Consider the following 18,989-nt stretch of genomic DNA (forward strand, 5'->3'; position numbering starts at 1 on the left):
CGGCGCCGCCTCGATGTCGACGTCGAACGTCAGCTGTACAGCAGACCGCCGCAGGTCGGCCAGGCGCCGACGCCCTGGGTGGCCAGGACGTTCTCGGCGACGCGGATCTGCTCTTCGCGGCTGTTCTCGTTCGGGAGGCCCGAACCGCCGTTGGCGTGCCAGGTGCTCAGCGAGAACTGGAGGCCGCCGTAGTAGCCGTTGCCGGTGTTGATGGACCAGTCGCCGCCGGACTCGCACTGCGCGACGGCGTCCCAGTTGTGGTAGCCCTCGGCGTGGGCGTTGGCGGCCAGCATGCTCATCGGAGCGAGGGCCAGGGCGCCGGCGATGACGGCGCGGGCAGCGAGCTTGGTGGTGTTGCTCATCAGGTCGTTACCTTCCTTCGGTTCGCCCGTTCAGTGAGGCCGGGCGATGTCGGACCGTGCATGACGGTACGGGATCCGGCGACAAAGGTCACGGACCGGTAACGGTAATGCTTGCTGGAGCAAGCGGTACTGCGGTCTGGTGTTTCCGCAGTTCACCAGGCCGTTGGCCGACGGAATCCGACCGCTCGTCGACGGATCGAACTGTGGGGCGTCCCACAGTCGCGAAGTGACCACCTCACGCGATGTCGAGGTTTAGCGTGGCAATCGTGAGTGCATACGCCGAAGAATTCGCCCGCAGCGTCGACGATCCCGACGGTTTCTGGCTCGACGCCGCCCAGGCCGTCGACTGGATCACCCCGCCGACCATCGCGCTCGACGACTCGTCGCCGCCGATCTACCGCTGGTTCCCGGATGGCACCCTCAACACCTCGGCCAACGCCCTCGACCGGCATGTGCACAGCGGTCGCGGCGACCAGCCCGCTCTCATCTGGGACTCGGCGATGACCGGGCAGAAGAAGACCTACACCTACGCCGGCCTGCTCGACGAGGTGGCGAGGTTCGCCGGGGCCCTCGCCGCCCAGGGCGTCGGCACAGGCGACCGGGTGATCGTCTACCTGCCGATGATCCCCGAGGCCGCCATCGCCATGCTCGCGTGCGCGCGGCTCGGCGCCGTCCACTCGGTGGTGTTCGGCGGCTTCGCCGCCCCCGAACTCGCCGCCCGCATCGACGACGCCCGGCCGGTCGCCCTCATCACCGCGTCCGGCGGTCTCGAACCGGGCCGCACCGTCGAATACCTGCCCATGGTCGACGCCGCCCTGAGACTCTCGTCGTCACCGCCGGCCACCGTCATCGTCAAGAACCGTCCCGAGGTGGACGGCAGCGCCGCCGACCACGACGGCTGGCTCGACTGGGACGACCTCGCCGCCACCGCGGCCCCCGCCGACCCGGTCGAGGTGGCCGCCACCGACCCGCTGTACATCCTCTACACATCGGGCACCACCGGGAAGCCGAAGGGCGTGGTCCGCGACAACGGCGGGCACGCCGTCGCACTCACCTGGTCGATGACGAACGTGTACGGGATCTCGCCGGGCGAGGTGTGGTGGACCGCGTCGGACGTGGGCTGGGTGGTCGGCCACTCGTACATCGTCTACGGGCCGCTCCTGATCGGTGCGACGACCATCATGTACGAGGGCAAACCGGTCGGCACCCCCGACGCCGGTGCCTTCTGGCGGGTGATCGAGGAACACCGGGCGGTCGCCCTGTTCACCGCGCCGACCGCGATCCGCGCCATCCGCAAAGCCGATCCGGACGCGACCGAACTCGCTCGGTACGACATCTCGAGCCTGCGGGCCCTGTTCGCCGCCGGCGAGCGCCTCGATCCGGACACCTTCCTCTGGGCGTCGGAGAAGCTGGGCGTCCCGGTGATCGACCACTGGTGGCAGACCGAGACCGGCTGGGCGATCGCCGCCAACCTGCGCGGCCTGGAACCGATGGAGATCAAAGCCGGGTCACCGACGGTGCCGGTGCCCGGATTCCGGGTGCAGGTGGTCGACGGCGGCGGCGAACCCGTGCCCGCCGGCACCGAAGGCAACATCGTCATCAAGCTGCCGCTGCCGCCGGGCACCCTCGCCGGACTGTGGCAGGACGAAGAACGATTCCGGTCGTCCTACCTGAGCACCTTCCCCGGCTACTACCTGTCCGGCGACTCCGGCTACATCGACGACGACGGCTACGTCTTCGTCCTCGGCCGCTCCGACGACGTCATCAACGTGGCCGGACATCGTCTGTCCACCGGCAGCATCGAAGCCGTCGTCGCCGGCCATCCGGCGGTCGCCGAATGCGCCGTCGTCGGCATCAAGGACGACCTGAAGGGGCAGCGGCCCAGCGGCTACGTGGTCCTCAAAGCCGGCGCCGACATCGACGACGACACCCTCCGCGACGAGCTCGTACAGATGGTGCGCGACGACATCGGCGCCGTCGCCACCTTCCGCGACGTGACCGTGGTGCAGGCGCTCCCGAAGACCCGCTCCGGAAAGATCCTGCGCAAGACGATGCGGCAGATCGTCGACGGCGACGAGTACACCGTGCCGTCCACCATCGAAGATCCCGCGGTACTGCAGGCCCTCGCCGAACAGCTGGGCCCCGACCACGGCTGACGCCGGCGAGCTGTCGGCGGGGTTTCGACACGGGCCGTCGTCGACGCTTCGCGCCGTCGTCGTCCCGGCTCAACCAGCGGCGATGGGGCCGCCGTCTGGAGTGGTGGGTGGGCCGCCGTCGTCCCGGCTCAACCAGCGGGGATGGAACGGCAGTTCAGCGTGGCGGGCGGGCCGATGTCGCCCCGGCTCAGCCGGCGGGGGTGGAACCGCAGTTCGGGGTGGTGGGCGCGGCGTCGATGCGGTCCCGGGTCCAGGCGAGCATGCGATCGATGGCGGGGGACCCGTCGGCCACCAGCGTCAGATGATCCTTGCCCGGATACATGTGGAACTCGGTGTCGCTGCCCAGCCGACACTGGTCACCGGCATAGGCGACCTGCGACTTCGGATTGATCACCGTGTCCACATCACCCTGAGCCAGCAGCAGCGGCATATCCAGACGGGTGCGCATGGTGTTCTCGGCGAGATGCCGTCCGAGCGCGCCCGAATCGGGGGACTGCGCATAGAACTTGTTGCCGATGAACACCGCCTCCAGCACCGACACCGACAGGCTCGGACTCGACAGACAGCGGCCGGCCATCTCCCGGATCGGGAGACGGCCCTGCAGCTTGATGTAGTCGTCGAGCTTCACGTCCGGATAGTTCTGCGCGTAGCTCTGCACCACATACGACCCGAACAGCGAACCGCCGGGCATGTCCTCCAGGCTCGACGCGAGCGCCGTCAGATCGGAGGCCGGCGCCATCGCCGCCACCCCCGTGACATGGGTGTCCGGCGCGTACGACGGCGCCGAGATGCGCGGCCCACAAGGCGGCGTGCCCACCCTGCGAATGACCCCAGATCACGGTCTGATCGGACAGCGTCAGCTCCGTCAGGTGGTGGGCGGCGCGCACGGCGTCGAGCACCGACCGGCCCTCGCCCTGGCCGATCACATACGGCGACGGACCCGCCGTGCCCATGCCGACGTAGTCGGTCGCGACCATCGCCCAGCCGTTGTCGAGCACCTGCTTGAGTGCCGGAGTGGCTCCGGCCTTGAACGGGTCGGGCAGGTTCGACGGCGCACAGCCCGACGCGATGCCGGTGGTGCCGTGCGCCCAGGCGATCACGGGGAGCGGCTTCGGCGGCCCCGGCGGTGCCCACCGGGGCGCGACGACGATGCCGGAGGCGACGGCGGGGACACCCTCGTCACGGGTGGTGGTGTACAGGATCCGCCACGCCACACCCTGCGCCGGAACCGCCCGCGTGAACGGCTCCGCCTTGATCAGCGTGCCCGGGGCGGCGGACGGGTCGACGGCCACGTCGTAGAAGGCGTCGGTCTTGGGTGCCGGAGCGTGGTCGATCACCGACAGGATCGCCAGCGGCAGCGCGACGGCGGCCGCGACCACCGCCGCGGCCAGCGCCACACCGCGGCGCCACGGACTCGGCTCTGCCGACTCGACCGACCCGCGGGCCGCCCGCCACAACCGGGTCAGGCCGAACCAGACCAGAGCGATACCGACCCCCAGAACGGCGGTGAAGATCGTGACCCCGGGCCAGGCGACGGCGACCACCGCGAGCGCCATCCCGGCCAGACCGAGCAGAATTGGGGCGAGCCGGGGCTCACGCCATGCGGTCACCCACTGCGCGACCCCGAACACGGCCAGCGCGACCGCCGTCACGATCGCGATCGCGAACACCGAGATACCCGGCCACGCCAACAGCACGACGCCCGCAGCGATCAGACCCGCCGCAGCCAGCCACGCGGCCACACCGGCGCCGCCGCGCACTGCACGGACGATCTCTGCGACCCCGCCGACCAGCAGCGCCGCAGCCAACGTCACCGCCAGCCACCGCACCGACGCGAACGGATGCACGATCAGCAGCACCCCGGCGACCACTGCCGCCACTCCCAGTAGGAGATCGACGATGCGTCCCCGTTTGTCGAGCTCCACCACAGGCATGCGGTCAGCTTAGGGGCAGTGCGCCGATGGCGACGTTCATGTGTGATTGTTAGGCTCGCCTAATGACACGAACTGCTCGAATCGGACTCGCGCTCGCCGCGTGCCTGACCGTCCTCGCCGCACTCGTCGCACCCCGTGCCGCCGCCGTCCCGCAGACCGGTGCGGGTTCGGTCGTCTCGTTCAGCGAGATCGACGACCCGAACTACGCGATTCCCGGCGCCGGCGACGTCTACGCGATCCACTACCTGTCCCGCGGCGTCGGCGACGCCCTGGTGCCGGTCCGCGCGACGGCCTGGATTCCGACGTCGCCCGCACCGGCGACCGGGTATCCCGTCGCCTCCTGGGCGCACGGCACCCGCGGGCTCGGCGACGCCTGCGCCATCCACAGCTCGGTGTTCGTCAAGGACGGCCCCGACTACGCGAGCACCCTCAAGCCGTTCCCGCAGAAGGGCTTCGTGCTCGTGGCCTCCGAGTACGCCGGCATCGACGGACCCGGACTGCACCCCTACCTCGACGGCCGGGTCTCCGGTGCCAACGTGATCGACGCGGTGCGCGCCGTCCGCGAGGTAGGCCGGCAGATCGGCGTGAACATCGACAAGCGCTACACCACCGCCGGCGGCTCGCAGGGCGGTCACGCGTCGCTGTCGGCGGGCACCATGGCCGCGTCGTACGCGCCCGAGCTGGAGCTGCTCGGCACCACCGCGGTGGCGCCGCCGGTATATATCGACCGCTACCTGTCCCAGCTCGGCCCCGACGTCCCGGCACTGCCGGTGCCCGACTACGTCACCTACCTCTCCTACGTGCTGGGTGGGCTGAAGGCCGCCGACCCGTCGCTCGACGTCGACGGCTACCTCACACCGGTCGGGCGGGCCACCCTCAAATCCGCCGAAACCCTCTGCTACCAGGACATGGTCAAGAAGACCCGCGGCATGGGCGTCGGTGAAATGCTGTCCCGCCCGCTCGACCAGGGCCCGTTGATGGCGGCGGTCCGCAACTACCAGGTGGTGCCGGTCCGCGGCTACCGCAGCCCCGTTCTCATCCACCAGGGTGAAGCGGACCTGACGGCGTTCGCACCGCTCACCGACCAGTACGTCGACGACGCCCGCGCCGCCGGGGCGACCATCGACTACCGCAAGAACCTCGCCGGCCACGACACCGGGCGCCAGCCGCTCATCGAGGCCGCCGACTGGGCGTACGGGAAGTGGAAGGCATCGGTGAAGTGACCGACGATTCGCTGGAGACCGCGATCCGGCTCAGCGATCCGCTGACCCCGATGGCCATCCGGGTCGCGGCGTCACTCGGCGTCTTCGAGGCGGTGGCCGCCGGCAACCGCGACGCCGCGTCGGTGGCCGCGGCCACCGGAACCGACACCGCCGTCGTCGGTGACCTCTTGACGCATCTGGCCGGTGTCGGCGCCCTCGACCACGACGACGCCGGGTTCGCCGTCAACGACGTGACGGCGCACTTCCTCGATGACGGCCTCCTCAAAGTGCATCTCGGCCTCGACACCGCGTCCGGACTCATCGCGCACGGATGGTGGGGTCTGGCCGACACGGTGCGCAGCGGTGGCCCCGGATTCGACGTGGTGGCGGGCCGGTCGTTCTGGGACGAGGTGAACGCGACCCGCGAGATGTCCGCGTCGTTCGACGACTACATCGCCCACGGCGTGCAGTTCTGGGCACCCGACCTGATCGCCTATGCGGCCGCGTCTCCGGCCCGCAGCTGGGCCGACGTCGGCGGCGGCAACGGCACCCTGCTCGCACAGTTGCTGGAGGCCGATCCGCAGCGCACCGGTGTGGTGGTCGAACTGCCGCGCTCGGCGGAGGCCGCCACCGCATTCCTCGACGCGAACGGCGTCGGCGACCGCGGCGTCGGCCTGGCCGGCGACTTCCTGACCGAGGTCCCCGCCGGCTACGACGCCTACCTGCTGGCACAGGTCCTGCACGACTGGCCCGACGACGACGCCGTCACCATCCTGCACAACTGCGCCGCGGCCGCCGGCACCGGCGGCCACGTGCTGGTGGTCGAACGGCTCGCCGAATCCGGTCAGGCCGGCATGAGCCTGATGATGGCCAACCTGTTCGGTGCCACCGAACGCCGCGTCGACGACTACCTCGCACTCGCCGACCGGGCTGGACTCGCCCTGACCGCCCAGGCACCCGCCGCGGACGGTGAAATGGGGATCCTCGACTTCGTCGTCGCCCACTGACGTCCCCCCCCGATGGTTGAGCCGGGACGACGGGCGAAGCCCGCCGACCCGTGTCGAAACCCCACTTACGGGGTTGCCGGTGGTTTCGAGACGCCTCGTTCCTCGGCTCCTCAACCACCTACTGGAGCGTCGTTCCCCGACGGTTTCGAGACGCCTCGTTCCTCGGCTCCTCAACCACCTAGGGGAGTCGAAACCACGCCTGGACCACCTACTGAACGACGGAACCCCCGGCTCGATGAGCCGGGGGTTCCGTGTGGCGCGGTCTACTTGAGGTCGGCGCTGGACTTGTCCAGCACGCGGCGCGCGATGATCAGCTGCTGGATCTGCTGGGTGCCCTCGAAGATGTCCAGGATCTTCGAGTCGCGGGCCCACTTCTCCAGAAGCAGCCGCTGCGAGTAGCCGTTGGTGCCGGCCAGCTCGACGGCCTTGTTGGTGATGTCGGTGACGGTGCGTCCGGCCTTGGCCTTCGACATCGACGCCTGCAGCGTGTTCGGCTCCTTGTTGTCCGCCATCCAGCCTGCACGCAGCGTGTGCAGGTACGCGGCCTCCCAATCCGACTCGAGACGGATGAACTCGGCCGCGGCCGCCGACTGGTCGGCGGCGGGACGGTCGTAGTCGATCTCGATGCCGTTGGCCTCCAGCTCCTTGCGCAGCTCCTCGAGTGCCGCCCGGCCCACACCGACAGCCATCGCGGCCACCAGGGGACGGGTGTTGTCGAAGGTCTGCATGACGCCGCCGAAACCCTTCTTGACGTCCACCTCGGGCGAACCCAGGATGTTGTCCTTCGGGATGCGGCAGTTCTCGAAGCGGATCACCGCGGTGTCCGACGCGCGGATACCCAGCTTCTCCTCGAGACGCTCGATGGTGACGCCCGGATGCTCACGCGGCACGACGAAGCTCTTGATCGCCGCACGGCCGAGCGAACGGTCCACCGACGCCCACACCACGATGTGGCTGGCGCGCGAACCGGCGGTCACGAAGATCTTCTCGCCGTTGATCACGTACTCGTCGCCGTCCAGGGTGGCGGTGGTGGTGACCGCCGACGAATCCGATCCGAAGCCGGGCTCGGTGATGGCCATGGCGGCCCACACCTTGCCGAAGCGTTCGAGCTGCTCGTCGGTGGCGACCGCGGCGATCGCCGAGTTGCCCAGACCCTGGTAGGGGATGGACAGCATGAGGCCCACGTCGCCGTACGACGCCCAGAGCGAGTTGAGGATCGCCGACATGTTGCCGCCGTTGGCGACGACGCCTTCGGGGCGTTCCTTCTTCTCGTCACCGCGGCCGCCGGCGGCACCGGCACCGGCCTGGCCGGCGTCGGCGAGACCGTCGTACAGGGCCGCGAGGGTGTCCAGCTCGACCGGGTACTCGTGCTCGGCGAGGTCGTACTTGCGGGAGACCGGCCGGAAGACCTGCAGGGCGGCCTGCTTGGCCTGGTCGATGTTGGCGTTGAACTTCTTCGGAAGTTCGAGGTTGATAGCCATGATGGATCTGCTCCTTGTCGCTATCGCCGCCCTTAGAGGACGACGATGCCCTCGCCGATACCGGCGCCGCGCAGGTCGCGGTACCACCGCTCCACCGGGTGCTCCTTGGTGAAGCCGTGGCCGCCGAGCAGCTGCACACCGTCCAGGCCGATCTGCAGACCCTTGTCGATGGTCAGCTTGCGGGCCAGAGCGGTCTCGCGGGCGAACGGCAGGCCCTGCTCGGCACGCGAGGCGCCGCGGAGGGTGACCAGGCGGATGGAGTCGACCTCGGTGGCCATGGTGGCGACCATGAAGGCCACGGCCTGGCGGTTGGAGATCGGCTCGCCGAAGGCCTCACGCTCGTTCACGTAGGGGACCACGTAGTCGAGCATGGCCTTGCCGGTGCCGGCGGCCAGCGCCGACCAGCCCAGACGCGACAGGCGCACGACGTCGGCGTAGGCCTCGGCGGCCTTCTCACCGGACTCTTCGCCCAGCAGGGCGTGGGCCGGGACGGACACGTTGTCCAGGATCAGGCGGCCCATGCCGGCGGCGCGCAGACCCATGTGCGGGTCGGCCTCGACCGACAGACCCTTGGTGTCCGATTCGACGATGAACAGTGCGGGGCGGCCTTCGAGGGTCGCGCCGACGATGAACAGTTCGGCGCTGCCCGCGCACGGCACGAACGACTTGACGCCGTTGAGCTTGTAGCCGCTGGGGCTCTTGACGGCCTTGGTCTGCAGATCGAACGCGTCGAACAGCGGACGCGGCTCGGCGATGACGACCGCCGACATCGGCACGTCCTCACCGGCGAAGTCCGGCAGGTAGGTCTTCTGCTGGCCGTCGCTGCCGAAGTTGGTCAGGGTGGTGGCCACGCCGCTCGGGGCGAGCAGCGGCAGGGCCAGACCCATGTCGCCGTACGCCATCGCCTCGGCGACCAGGGCGTTGGTGACCACACCGCGCTCGGAGGCGGCGCCGTCGAACTCCTCGGGCACGTTGATCATCGTGATGCCCAGCTCGGCGGAGCGCTTGACGATGTCTTCGGGCGCCTGCGCGTTCTTGTCGGCCTCGTAGGCGGCCGGACGCAGGATGTTGGTGGAGAAGTCGTGGACGGTCTCGGCGATCATCGCCTGCTCGTCGTCCGGGTTCAGGTTGAAGTAGCCCTTCGGGGTGACTGTGGGGCGGGCCGGGGCGTCGCCGCCGGAGACCTGCTTGAACGCGCGGTTGGCGGCGCCGAGCGACTTGAAGCCGGTCTCGGTGGCCTTGTAGGCGACGCGGTTGATCGGCTCGGACAGGCCGTACTTCTGCGCGAAGTCTGAGCCGGTGACGGCGGTCAGCGCGCGCATGGCGACGCCGATGGGGCTGGACTTGTGCTTGGCGACGCCGACAGCAGAGTTGTCTTCGGTGTGGGACATGTCCTCGGTCTCTCGATTGATTCTCGATCTGGGCCTGACTGTGCGGACCGGTGGTCCGCGCGGAATCTTACTCCGCGGTAAGAACAAACCTTACCGCTCGGTAAGGAAGATGTCGAGGGAGCCCTGGAACAACCGCGGATCAACCGTCCGAGCGCACCGAACGCGAGCCGCCGCGCAACTCCATCGCGATCTGCCCGGCATCCAGTCCGACCAGTTCCTCCTTGAGGATGTCGGCGTCGATCAAGCCGTCGTCGCGGGCGTCGAGCAGGGCGTTGCGCTGGGCCTCGATCACATCGATCCGATGCTGCTTAGAGGCGATGAACTGCTCCATCCGGGGAGTGTCGTCGTCCAGCTGCGGTGCCGGCACCGAGGTCGCCGCGTCACGCAGCAGCTTGTGTACCTTCGCGACCTCGGCGTCCTCCTGCGCCTGCTGCTCGGCCAGGTCCTCCGGCGACGGCGTCGGCGTGAGCTTGTTCAGCAGCGGACCGATGGTGCCGCCCTGGATCAGCAGCGATGCGGCGGCCACCGTGTAGGCGATCAGGATCAGCGCCGAACGGTAGGGGGCGTCGTCGGGCAGGGTCTGGGCGGCCGCGACCGTCACCGCCCCGCGCATGCCGGCCCACACGACTACGGCGCCCTCACGCCAGCCGAGCGGGGCGTTCAGGAAGTAGTCGATGTCGGCCAGCTGGCGGCGCAGCCGGACGGTGAAGCGTTCGAGCCGCACCTCGGTGGGGTCATTCCGGCGCGTGCGACGCGGCTTCTCCGGCTTGTTGCGTCGGGCACGCTTCTCATCCTGGCGGCGCTGCCGCTCGGTCATCCGCTCGAGAACCTCCTCCTTGCCTTCGGGCGTCGTGAACTTCTCGTGCATGTCCTCCATCCGCGGCTGGATCCGCGCGTACCGCTTGGCACGGTGCGTCAGCCCGGCCAGCAGCGGCGCCACATAGGCAGCGCGGAGCAGCAGGGTGAGTGCCAGTGCGATCAGCGCGAGAACCACCGCATGCAGCACACCCTGATGGTCGTCCTCGACGCTGTGGATGATCAAGCGGATCTGCAGACCCATCGTCAGGAAGACGCCTGATTCGAGCACCAGCTCGACGGTGCGCCAGTTCTGGGCGTCCGACAGCCGGTTCGTCGGCGACAGCATGCGCGGCTGGCGGTAGCCGGTCACCAGGCCGGCGACGACGGCCGCGACCAGACCGGAGGCGCCCAGCTCTTCGGCGGGGACCGCCGCCAGGAACGGCACCGTGAACGAGATGACGGTGTTGACCGTCGAATCGCTCACGTGGCGGCGCACCTTCAGGTTCAGCATGCCGATCGCGATGCCGATCGCGATCGCCACCACCACCGAATACAGGAACGAGCCGAGGGTGCCCCAGAACGAGAAGCTCGCGACGGTCGCGGCGATCGCGGTGCGCAGCAGCACCAGTGCCGAACCGTCGTTCAGCAGGCTTTCGCCCTCCAGGATGGCGACGACCCGTTTGGACACCGAGGTCTGTTTGATGATCGACGTGGCGACTGCGTCGGTCGGACTGATGACCGCTCCCAGGGCGGCACCCCACGCGAAACCGAGGTCTGGGATCGTCCACATGAAGAACAGGCCCAGGCCCACGGTGCTGATGATCACCAGCAGCACCGACAGGCCGCTGATCGGCCCGAGTTCGCGCCGGAAGTTCATCGCCGGCATCGACACGGCGGCCGCATACAGCAGCGGCGGCAGCACGCCCTGCAGGATCAGTTCCGGTTCGAGATGGAAGTCCCGGAAGTACGGCAGGTAGCTGGCGGCGACGCCGGCGATCACCAGCAGCAGCGGGGACGCGATCCCGAGCTTCGGGCCGATCGTGGTGATGAACGCGATCAGCAGGAACGCGATGGTCAGCACGACGAGGAGCTCGGTCATCGGTCCAGCTTAAACGGCCGTCCGGGATCGATCGCGTCGTTCCTCGCCGCCCCACCTGCCGAATCGGTTGACCCCGTTTACGGTGGAGGTATGCGCGTGACCTCGTACGACCATTCGTGTGTCCTGGTGGAGCTGGCCGGCGCCCGGATCCTGTTCGACCCGGGCAACCTGTCGACCGGATTCGAGGACGTGACCGGCCTGGATGCCGTCCTGATCACCCACCAGCATCCGGACCACGCCGACCTTGCACGCCTGCCCGCACTGATCGCCGCGAACCCCGACGCCGTCCGGTACGCCGACCCGTCGACCGCAGCCCAGCTCAATGCCGACGGATCGATGGGCGTCTGGTCGGTGCTGGGGCCGGGGGAGTCGTTCACGCTCGGCGAGGTGACCGTTCGCGGCACCGGCGGCCGGCACGCGGTGATCCATCCGGAGCTGCCGGTGATCGACAACACCGTCTACCTGCTCGATGCCCCCGATCAGCGGGCCGCGTTCATGCATCCCGGCGACAGCTTCTACATCCCGTTCGAGAAGGTCGACGTCCTCGCGCTGCCGGCGGCCGCACCGTGGATGAAGGTGAGCGAGCCCGTCGACTACGTTCGCGCTGTCGCGCCCCGCGTCGCCTTTCCCATTCATCAGGGCATCCAGTCCGATGCGGGCCGGTCGGTGCACAACACCCGGATCGACGAGATGAAGCCGTCGTCGACGACCTTCACCGTCCTCGACTCCGGCGTCCCGACGGACCTGTAGTCCCGCAAGGTCTGGTTTCGACACGGGCTCGTTCCTCGCCCGGCTCAACCGCCGAGGGATATTCGCCGTTCCCGCGGGTTGAGTCGGGTCGGTTGGTTTCCGCGGTTTGAGTTGGGTCGCTTCGTTCCCGCGGTTCGAGTCGGGCGGCTTGGTTTCCGGGGGTTGAGTCGGACCGCTTGGTTTCCGGGGGCTGAGCGGGGCCGCTTAGTTTCCGCTGGTTGAGCCGGGTCGTCGACGGAGCGCAGCGACGACGCCGTCCCGTGTCGAAACCCCCGTTGACGAGTCCTCGCGCAACCGTCAGCGCAACGACTGCAGGACCTCGTCGTGGAGGAGTCCGTTGGTCGCGACGGCGCTGCCGCCGGCGGGACCCGGGGCGCCGTCCAGGGAGGTGAACCGGCCGCCGGCTTCGCGGACCAGGATGTCGAGGGGCGCCAGATCCCACAGCGAGACTTCGGGTTCGGTGGCGATGTCGACGGCACCTTCGGCGAGCAGGCAGTAGTTGAAGAAGTCGCCGTAGCCGCGGACCCGCCAGACGGTGTCGGTGAGGTCGAGGAATCGTTCGCGCAGACCGAGGTCGGCCCAGCCGGACAGGCTGGAGAAGGCCAGCGACGCCGAATGCAGTGACGTCACCCCGGACACCGCGATCCTTCGCGGTGCGTTTCCGTTGACGCCCATGTGCGCGCCCAGACCGTGCGCGGCCCACCACCGTCGGTTCAGCGCCGGGGCGCTGACGACGCCGACCACCGGGACACCGTCGACGAGCAGTGCGATCAGCGTCGCCCACACGGGGACGCCGCGCACGAAGTTCTTGGTGCCGTCGATCGGATCGATCACCCACTGGCGGCCTTCGCCGAGCGCATCTCCACCGAACTCTTCGCCGAGTACCGCGTCCCCGGGCCGGGCGTCGGCCAGCAGATCACGCAACAGCTTTTCGCAGGCCAGGTCGGCGTCGGTGACGGGGGTGAGGTCGGGTTTGTCGTCGACCTGCAGGTCGAGCGCCCCGAACCGGGCAGAGGTCAGGCCGTCGGCGGCGTCGGCCAGACGCAGCGCGAGTGCGAGGTCGGCGGACAGGTCGTCGGTGACCGCGGTCGGTTCCATATTCGCCTAGGGTAGTCACATGTCCACCGCTGTCACGATCGTGTTCATCGTCATCATTGCGACCGCTCTGATCGCCATGCTGTACGCGCGCCGGAACGGCGGCTTCACCAAGTCCGGTCCGGTCGGTGCCGGCTACGAAGAAGGCAAGCTCACCATCACCGGAGTGAGCGGTCAGGGTGCCGCCGACAAGAACGGCGCCGCCTACAACACCTTCACCGGCACCATCCTCGGCCCGAGCATCGCGCCGACCGAGGTGTACGGCACCCTCACCGTCGGCGCGGCCGGCGAGGATCCGGCGGTCGGCCAGGAACTCCCGGTGGTCTACAAGCCGGGCAAGGTGACCAGCAGCTGGCGTTTCGGCTCGCTGCAGGGCTGACCCGCCGCCCGAGTAGGCTGAACAATCGTGCAACCCGACGTCGCCGCTGATCTGGACTCCCTGAACGCCACCCTCACCACCGTGGAGAAGGTGATGGATCTCGACGAGCTCCGGAGCCGGATCTCCGAACTGGAGATGCAGGCGTCGGACCCGGATCTGTGGAACGACCAGGACCACGCGCAGAAGGTGACCAGCCAGCTGTCGCGCGCCCAGTCGGAGCTGCGCCGGGTGACCGAGCTGCGGTCACGCCTCGACGACCTGCCGGTCCTGTACGAGCTGGTGGACGCCGAAGAGGGCGACGCGAAGACCGCCGCGGCGGCCGACGCGGACGCCGAGCGCGCCGACCTGCGCAAAGACATCGAGTCCCTCGAAGTGCAGACCATGCTGGCCGGCGAATACGACTCCCGCGAAGCCCTCATCAACATCCGGTCCGGTGCCGGCGGCGTGGACGCCGCCGACTGGGCGCAGATGCCGATGCGCATGTATGTGCGCTGGGCGGAGAAGCACGACTACTCGGTGGAGGTGTACGACACGTCGTACGCCGAAGAGGCCGGACTGAAGTCGGCGACGTTCGCGGTCAAGGCGCCCTACATGTACGGCACCCTGTCGGTGGAGCAGGGCACGCACCGTCTGGTGCGGATCAGTCCGTTCGACAACCAGGGCCGCCGCCAGACGTCGTTCGCGGAGGTCGAGGTGCTGCCGGTGGTGGAGCAGACCGACCACATCGACATCGACGAGAACGAAGTGAAGGTGGACGTGTACCGCTCGTCGGGCCCGGGCGGCCAGTCGGTGAACACCACCGACTCGGCGGTGCGCCTGACGCACGTCCCGACCGGCATCGTCGTCACCTGTCAGAACGAGAAGAGCCAGCTGCAGAACAAGGCGTCCGCGATGCGGGTGCTGCAGGCCAAGCTGCTCGAGCGCAAGCGCCAGGAGGAGCGTGCCGAAATGGATGCGCTCAAGAGCGACACCGGCGCCAGCTGGGGCAACCAGATGCGGTCGTACGTGCTGCACCCGTACCAGATGGTCAAGGATCTGCGGACCAACGTCGAGAACAACAATCCGTCGGCGGTGCTCGACGGCGATCTGGACGAGTTCATCGAGGCCGGTATCCGCTGGCGCATGAACGGCGATGGCGACGCCTAGCCTGCTGGCGGCCGCCGCCGGTGACTACGTGACCGACAAGATCGGTCTGCCCGAGTGGACCCGCGAGATCGAGAAGTGGCTGTTCACCAACGGCCTGGAGATGCTGCTCTGGATCATCGGCGGACTGCTGGTGATCCGTGCCGTCCGCTGGTTCGGTGCTCGCTACGAACACGAACTCGACACCCGGTTCGACAAGTCCGGTGCCCTGGTGGAGACCGAGCGCGCGAAACATCAGCGTGCAGTGGCCGACCTGGTCGTGTGGGTGGGCGTTTCGCTGACCACCCTGATCGTGTTCATCCGCTGCCTGGCGCTGATGGGGTTGCCGATGAGCGGGCTGGTCGGTGCCGGCGCCGTGTTCGGTGCGGCCCTGGGTTTCGGCGCTCAGCAACTGGTGCGGGACTTCCTGGCCGGCATGTTCATCGTCTCCGAACGGCAGTACGGCTACGGCGATCTGGTGAAGCTGAACGTCACCGGCGGGACCACGGTGGAGGGCACCGTCGAAGACGTCACCCTGCGGGTGACGCGGCTGCGCACCTCGAACGGCGAGATGATCACCGTCCCCAACGGCCAGATCATCACCAGCACCAACCAGTCGAACGAGTGGGCGCGGGCCGTCGTCGACGTCCCGGTGCCGGCCGACGCCGACATCGCCAAGGTGACCGACGTGCTCGACCGGGTCGGCCAGACGTTCTACGACGACGCCACCTTCCATCGCCTCATGCTCGATCCGCCGCAGTCGCTGGGCGTCACCGACCTGGAGTTGGGGTCGATGACGGTGCGCATGGTGGCCCGCACCCTGCCCGGCAAGCAGTACGAGGTGGGTCGTGCGTTGCGGGTGAAGATCGTGCAGGGACTCAAGTCGGCGGGCATCACGGTCAGTGAGACCGCCCCGTCGGACGGTGTGCAGGAGGTGCGCGATGCGCGAGGACTACAGCGCGAAGATCCGGGTGACCACGATCGTGCTGCTCGTGCTGTTCGTGGCCGGCCTGGTCCTGCTCGCCTGGACCACCGCCCACTACGGCGGGTAGCGCGAGCGGCTGCGCGCCGCGCGGACCACTCGCCTGAGACGTCTCTCAGGTGTGCGCCGATAGACTCGGTACCTGTGATCAAGCTGTCCGATGTGACGATGCAGTACCCCAAGTCGAGCCGTCCTGCGCTCAGCGACTTGAGCCTGGATTTGGACAAGGGCGAGTTCGCCTTCCTGATCGGTCCGTCCGGGTCGGGCAAGTCGACATTCTTCCGTCTCCTGCTCAAGGAGGACAAGCCGACTTCGGGCGACATCTGGGTGAACGATTTCCACGTCAACAAGCTGAAGAACCGGCAGGTGCCGAAGCTGCGCCAGTCGATCGGCTGCGTCTTCCAGGACTTCCGGCTGCTGCAGCAGAAGTCGGTGTCGGAGAACGTGGCGTTCGCCCTCGAGGTGATCGGCAAGCCGGCGTCGACGATCGCCGACACCGTGCCCGAGGTGCTCGAGTACGTCGGTCTGGAAGGCAAAGCCGATCGCATGCCGTACGAGTTGTCGGGCGGCGAGATGCAGCGCGTCGCGATCGCCCGCGCCATCGTCAACCGGCCGGCGGTGCTGCTGGCCGACGAACCGACCGGCAACCTCGACCCGGCGACCAGTGAAGAGATCGTGGAGGTGCTCGACCGTGTGCACCGCCGCGGCACCACCGTGGTGATGGCCACCCATGACCGGCACATCGTCGACGCCATGCGTCGCCGCGTGCTGGAGTTCGAGAACGGCAAGCTCGTCCGCAACGACGAGACCGGCGTCTACGGGCTCGGCTGACGCCGGCGACCGGATAGGGAAGCGAAGAAACGTGCGAGCTAGTTTCGTCCTGAGCGAGGTCCTCAACGGATTCCGCCGGAACATCACCATGACGGTGGCCATGATCCTGACCACGGCCGTGACCCTCGGCATGCTGGGTGGCGGTCTGCTGGTGATCCAGATGGCCAACAAGAGTCAGAAGATCTTCCTCGACCGCGTCGAGATGCAGTTCTTCGTGAACTCCGACGTCACCAAGAAGGACCCGAACTGCACGACCGATCCGTGCGCGAAGGTCAAGACGGAGATCGAGGCGACGCCGGGCGTCGCCACCGTCACCTACATCAGCCAGCAGCAGGCGTACGAGACCGCGAAGGCCTCGTGGGCGAAGGATTCACCGGAGCTGGCCGAGTTCATCCGTCCCGAGAGCTACCAGGCGGCGCTGCGTGTGCGCGTCTCCGATCCGAACCGGTTCGGTGCGATCCTCGACGAGTACAAGCGGGCCGACGGCATCGACGGAGTGCTCGATCAACGTGACCTGGTGAAACGCATCTTCTCGGTGCTCGACGGCGCCCGGAACGCGGCGTTCGCGGTGGCCGCGGTCCTTGCGGTGGCGGCGATCCTGCTGATCGCCAACATGGTGCAGGTGGCGGCGTTCACCCGGCAGAGGGAGGTGTCGATCATGAGATTGGTCGGTGCCACCCGGTGGTACACCCAGTTGCCGTTCCTGCTGGAGGCGGTCGTCGCCGCGGTGGTCGGCTCGGTGCTGGCGATCGCGGGTCTGTTCATCGCGAAGATTTTCTTCTTCGACAAAGCGCTCGGCGACCTCTACGGTGTGAACATCCTGGCGCGCATCACGGCCAGCGACGTCTGGTACGTCTCACCGTGGATTCTGCTGACCGGCATCGTCCTGGCGGGCGTGACGGCCTACGGCACGCTGCGCTACTACGTCAGGGAGTGAACGTCGACCGGCCTGAAGGAGGTGCTTGCTGATGCCCAGAGAGAAGGGGCAGAAGGTGATCGCATCCAACCGGAAGGCGCGTCACGAATACACGATCCTGGAGACCTTCGAGTGCGGCATCGTGTTGCAGGGCACCGAGGTGAAGGCGCTGCGTGAAGGCAAGGCGTCCCTGGTGGATGCGTTCGCGACGGCCGAGAACGGCGAGGTGTGGCTGCATGCACTGCACATCGCCGAGTACGGCCAGGGGTCGTGGACGAATCATCCGGTGCGCCGCAAGCGGAAGCTGCTGCTGCATCGGCAGGAGATCGACGGCCTGATCGGCCGCCTGCGGGACGGCAATCTGACGCTGGTTCCGCTGCAGATGTATTTCAAGGACGGCTACGCGAAGGTGGAGCTGGCCCTGGCCCGCGGCAAGCAGGCGCACGACAAGCGCCGCGACATCGCCGAGCGGACCGCCAAGCGCGAGGTGGAGAGAGAGCTCGGCCGTCGCGTGAAAGGCATGTGATGCCCCGCCGGCCACGCTCCTCACGCTCCTTGAGCTCGATTCGCTCCTTGAGCCTGTCGAAGGGAGCCCCCCTACGCTCCTTGTGCTCAATACGCTCCTTGAGCCTGTCGAAAGGAGCCGCCCTCCTCCTCGCATCGACGCTCGCCGTCACCGTGTCGGCGTGCGGCACCGATCAGAAGTCGCCGGAGAACCCGAAGCCGGTGCTGGGTATCCAGCTCGGGGGTACCGATCCGTGCGATGTCGCCGCCGACGAGGTGTTCAGTCAGGCGTCGGCGGTCGCGCAGCGGGGGCTGCGGGAGGCCGGATACCGGACGTTGTTCGTGCCGTGCCCGCATCCGGTGGCGGCGTTGACCGATCCGCAGTTGCTGCAGGGGTTGAAGGCGCTGGATCTGAAAGTGGAGACGGTGGCCCCGGACGATCCGAGGATGTCGTATCCGATCGCCGCTGACGCGGTGGTGACGATTCTGCGCACCATGATCAGCCGGAACGTGATGCTGGCGCGGAGTCTGATCTTCACCGGTGACCTGAATCTGATCGCCGACGAGAACGTAGCGGCGATGACCAATCGGGACGTCTTGGAGGTGGCGCTGGACAAGCGCGCCGAGCCGGGCGCGCAACTCGGTGCGGGGGAGTCGTTTTCGCGGGCGGTCGGCGAGAAGGGGCTGGTCGTCTCGCTGACGAATTCGGCGACGAGTCCGGGCCCGGTGTCGGTGCCGATCGCCGATCTGAATCTGGCCGGCGACGATTCGGTTCCCGCGACGGATCTGTGGACGGGTACGCGGATCATGTCGTCCGGTGGCCGGCTGACGGTGACGCTCTCCGACGGCGACACCGCCCTCCTGCGCATCGGCTGAGCCGCCCCTACCGTCGGTTGAGCCGGGACGACGGGCGAAGCCCGCCGACCCGTGTCGAAACCACCCTGCCGAGGCTGCCGGTGGTTTCGAGACGCCTCGTTCCT

General features: G+C 68.3%; 16 protein-coding genes and 2 pseudogenes. 11 read left to right on the forward strand and 7 right to left on the reverse strand.

All coding sequences use genetic code 11. The features are described from left to right. Positions 1-29 precede the first annotated feature (29 nt). On the reverse strand, positions 30-362 hold the full coding sequence (locus QM774_RS00295; protein ID WP_414973987.1) for a transglycosylase family protein: 333 nt from the start codon (positions 360-362) through the stop codon (positions 30-32). A gap of 242 nt (positions 363-604) precedes the next feature. On the opposite strand from QM774_RS00295, the gene QM774_RS00300 reads away from it, so the two are divergent. After that, positions 605-2,518 carry a propionyl-CoA synthetase gene (locus QM774_RS00300; RefSeq protein ID WP_414973988.1) on the forward strand — a complete coding sequence of 638 codons (1,914 nt, stop codon included), beginning with the start codon at positions 605-607 and terminating at the stop codon, positions 2,516-2,518. A gap of 187 nt (positions 2,519-2,705) precedes the next feature. Here the strand turns inward: QM774_RS00300 and QM774_RS00305 are convergent, their stop codons facing one another. Continuing rightward, positions 2,706-3,257 carry a hypothetical protein gene (locus QM774_RS00305; protein WP_414973989.1) on the reverse strand — a complete coding sequence of 184 codons (552 nt, stop codon included), beginning with the start codon at positions 3,255-3,257 and terminating at the stop codon, positions 2,706-2,708. 106 nt (positions 3,258-3,363) lie between these two features. Next, positions 3,364-4,452: pseudogene (locus QM774_RS00310) on the reverse strand (DUF308 domain-containing protein); the annotation flags it as partial. Positions 4,453-4,514: 62 nt separating this feature from the next. Between QM774_RS00310 and QM774_RS00315 the strand changes: the two are divergent. Continuing rightward, positions 4,515-5,675 carry a lipase family protein gene (locus QM774_RS00315; protein ID WP_414973990.1) on the forward strand — a complete coding sequence of 387 codons (1,161 nt, stop codon included), beginning with the start codon at positions 4,515-4,517 and terminating at the stop codon, positions 5,673-5,675. Then, positions 5,672-6,661 (forward strand): methyltransferase, encoded by a 990-nt coding sequence (locus QM774_RS00320; RefSeq protein ID WP_414973991.1) that lies wholly within the window; start codon positions 5,672-5,674, stop codon positions 6,659-6,661. The genes QM774_RS00315 and QM774_RS00320 overlap by 4 nt, the downstream gene beginning before the upstream one ends. Positions 6,662-6,924: 263 nt before the next feature. Here the strand turns inward: QM774_RS00320 and QM774_RS00325 are convergent, their stop codons facing one another. From QM774_RS00325 to QM774_RS00335, 3 genes are all read right to left on the reverse strand, one after another. Next, positions 6,925-8,142 (reverse strand): acyl-CoA dehydrogenase family protein, encoded by a 1,218-nt coding sequence (locus QM774_RS00325; RefSeq protein ID WP_414973992.1) that lies wholly within the window; start codon positions 8,140-8,142, stop codon positions 6,925-6,927. Between the two features lie 32 nt (positions 8,143-8,174). Further along, positions 8,175-9,533, reverse strand: a complete 1,359-nt coding sequence (locus tag QM774_RS00330; RefSeq protein WP_414973993.1) for an acyl-CoA dehydrogenase family protein — start codon at positions 9,531-9,533, stop codon at positions 8,175-8,177. 139 nt (positions 9,534-9,672) lie between these two features. Further along, on the reverse strand, positions 9,673-11,430 hold the full coding sequence (locus QM774_RS00335; RefSeq protein WP_414973994.1) for a cation:proton antiporter: 1,758 nt from the start codon (positions 11,428-11,430) through the stop codon (positions 9,673-9,675). 90 nt (positions 11,431-11,520) lie between these two features. Here QM774_RS00335 and QM774_RS00340 point away from each other — a divergent pair, with 90 nt between their 5' ends. Further along, entirely contained in the window at positions 11,521-12,180 is a 660-nt protein-coding gene (locus tag QM774_RS00340) for an MBL fold metallo-hydrolase (protein ID WP_414973995.1), read from the forward strand. A gap of 297 nt (positions 12,181-12,477) precedes the next feature. On the opposite strand, the gene hisN is transcribed toward QM774_RS00340, so the two are convergent. Beyond that, complete coding sequence (gene hisN, locus QM774_RS00345; protein WP_414973996.1) at positions 12,478-13,278, reverse strand: histidinol-phosphatase; 801 nt, start codon at positions 13,276-13,278, stop codon at positions 12,478-12,480. A gap of 19 nt (positions 13,279-13,297) precedes the next feature. Between hisN and QM774_RS00350 the strand changes: the two genes are divergently transcribed. From QM774_RS00350 to QM774_RS00380, 7 genes and pseudogenes are all read left to right on the forward strand, one after another. Next, entirely contained in the window at positions 13,298-13,654 is a 357-nt protein-coding gene (locus QM774_RS00350) for a hypothetical protein (RefSeq protein WP_414973997.1), read from the forward strand. Positions 13,655-13,681: 27 nt separating this feature from the next. After that, positions 13,682-14,800: a peptide chain release factor 2 gene (prfB, locus tag QM774_RS00355; protein WP_414973998.1), complete on the forward strand. Its 1,119-nt coding sequence runs from the start codon at positions 13,682-13,684 to the stop codon at positions 14,798-14,800. A 325-nt stretch (positions 14,801-15,125) separates the two neighbouring features. Then, positions 15,126-15,659, forward strand: a pseudogene (locus QM774_RS00360) (mechanosensitive ion channel family protein); the annotation flags it as partial. A gap of 243 nt (positions 15,660-15,902) precedes the next feature. Then, the gene (ftsE, locus tag QM774_RS00365) at positions 15,903-16,589 is read left to right on the forward strand and encodes a cell division ATP-binding protein FtsE (RefSeq protein ID WP_414976545.1); all 687 of its coding nucleotides are present in this window, start codon (positions 15,903-15,905) and stop codon (positions 16,587-16,589) included. 31 nt (positions 16,590-16,620) lie between these two features. Continuing rightward, positions 16,621-17,526, forward strand: a complete 906-nt coding sequence (gene ftsX, locus QM774_RS00370) for a permease-like cell division protein FtsX (protein WP_414973999.1) — start codon at positions 16,621-16,623, stop codon at positions 17,524-17,526. Positions 17,527-17,557: 31 nt separating this feature from the next. Next, on the forward strand, positions 17,558-18,031 hold the full coding sequence (gene smpB, locus QM774_RS00375; RefSeq protein ID WP_414974000.1) for an SsrA-binding protein SmpB: 474 nt from the start codon (positions 17,558-17,560) through the stop codon (positions 18,029-18,031). 98 nt (positions 18,032-18,129) lie between these two features. Beyond that, positions 18,130-18,885 carry a hypothetical protein gene (locus QM774_RS00380; protein ID WP_414974001.1) on the forward strand — a complete coding sequence of 252 codons (756 nt, stop codon included), beginning with the start codon at positions 18,130-18,132 and terminating at the stop codon, positions 18,883-18,885. Positions 18,886-18,989: the final 104 nt, after the last annotated feature.

This window comes from Gordonia sp. (in: high G+C Gram-positive bacteria) (assembly GCF_047600565.1).
GTDB lineage: Bacteria > Actinomycetota > Actinomycetes > Mycobacteriales > Mycobacteriaceae > Gordonia.